Below are 1,910 nucleotides of genomic sequence, written 5' to 3' on the forward strand. Positions count from 1 at the left end.
AGGCCGTCGAGCGCCCGGGTGAAGTGCCCGTGCGCCTCGGGAACGGCCATCCGCGCCAGGGCACTCTGCCCAGCCGCAAACCAGTGGTCGCTGGCCTCGGCGTGGTGGCCGGCGCCCGACAGGTGGCGGGCCACGATTTCGGGGCGCAGCGCCACCTCGCCGCCGAAGTCGGAAAGCAGCACGCGCGCGATCCGCTCATGGAAGCGCTGACGCGTCGAGCGCAGCAGCGACTCGTAGGCCGCCATCTGCACCAGCGCATGCTTGAAGACGAAGGTCGTCGGCAAGGTCGCAGTCACCTGCCAGGCCAGGCCCGCGGCCAGGATGCGCAGGAGGTCCTCCTTCAGTTCGCTCTCGGTGCGCTCGCTGACGGCGCGGAGTTGCGCATAGGTGAACTCGCGCCCGATCGTGGCGGCCAGCTGCGCGGTGCCGCGCGCGTCGCCCAGGCGGTCGATGCGCGCCATCAGCGAGGCGTCGACGCTGGCCGGGATCAGATCCAGCGGCATCGCCCCGGTCAGCGTCCACGAGTATTCATCTTCCTGCAGCACGCCCGTCTCGATCACGGCTCGCGCCACCTCCTCGACAAACAGCGGCACGCCGTCGCAGCGCTGGATGATCTCGCGGATCACGTCGCCCGGAACCGGCTTGCCGTGGGCCACGTGGCGAACCAGCGCCTCGACCTCGGCATGGTCGAGCCGCGAGACGTCGACCAGCGGCGTCGCCTCGTCGTCCGGCCAGGCCGGCTCGAACTCGGGACGGGCGGTGAAAAGGCCGAGCAGCGGCAACCGCCGGGCCCGGGCCACCAGCAGGTCGAGCACCTCGAGCGTGGAGGGGTCGGCCCAGTGAACATCCTCGGCCACCAGAATGGTGGGCTTTCTGGAGGCGATGGCCTCGATGACGGCGACCAGGGTCTCGATCGTGCGCACGCGGCGGCGCGTGGGCGACAGCTCCAGCGGCGGGTAGCGGTCGTCGACCGGAATCGACAGCAGCGCCGCCAGCAGCGGCGCCGCGTCCGCAGCCCCGATGCCGAGCACGCCGAGCTGGTGGTCGATGCGGTCCAGGCGTTCGGACGCGTCGGCCGCGCCATCGAGCGCCAGCACGCGCCCGAGCAGTTCGATGACCGGAAGAAAGGCGCTGTTCTTCGCATACTGCGTGCAACGGATGGCCAGCACCGTGGTTTCAGGGGTCGCCACCTCGCCTCTGAACTCGGCCACCAATCGCGACTTGCCGATGCCCGGTTCGCCCCGAACGGTGACGAATCGCGCAGCACCGGACCGGGCTGCCGTCCAGTGGGCTGCGAGCAGCGCGTGCTCGTGGCTGCGCCCGACGTAGAGCGTCAGCAGGTCGACCCGCTCGAGGCCCGGGACGGCGCCGCCGGCCCGGGTGACGCGCCAGAGGTGGACCGGCGCCGACACGCCCTTCAGTTCGTGGACGCCCCGCGGCTCGCCCTGGAAGTGGTCATGGGCGATTCGCCACGTGGCATCGGTGACCCACAGCGTGTCGGGCTCCGCGAGGGCCTGCACGCGCGACGCGATGTTGGGGGCGTCGCCCATCGCGATGTTCTCGCGGCGGGCCCCCGTGCCGACCGGGCTGACCACCACCCGCCCGGTGTCCGCGCCGACGCGAACCCGCAGCCGCGCCCCCAAGGGACGCGCCGCGGCCAGGTTCAGCTGCTCCGTCCCTTGCAGGATCTCGAGCCCGCAACTCACGGCCCGCCGGGCATCGTCCTCGTGGGCGCGGGGAAAACCGAAATAGATCTGGACGCCGTCGCCGAGAAACTGCGAAATGTAGCCGTCGTAGCGCTCGGCCGTCTCCTGGCAGACCCGTTGGAAGTCGGCGAGCATTTCGTGCAGGTCCTCGGGGTCGAGCGTCTGCGACAGGGCGGTCGACCCCACAACATCGCAGGTCAGCAC

Annotated in this window: 1 protein-coding gene; it reads right to left on the minus strand. The window is 71.1% G+C overall.

What is annotated here, in order from left to right; translation table 11 throughout:
* The coding region (locus AC1DY5_RS53660) for an AAA family ATPase (protein ID WP_478122359.1) at window positions 1–1,910 on the minus strand (1,910 nt) is incomplete at both ends.

This window comes from Variovorax sp. P4_D9, from assembly GCF_056401695.1.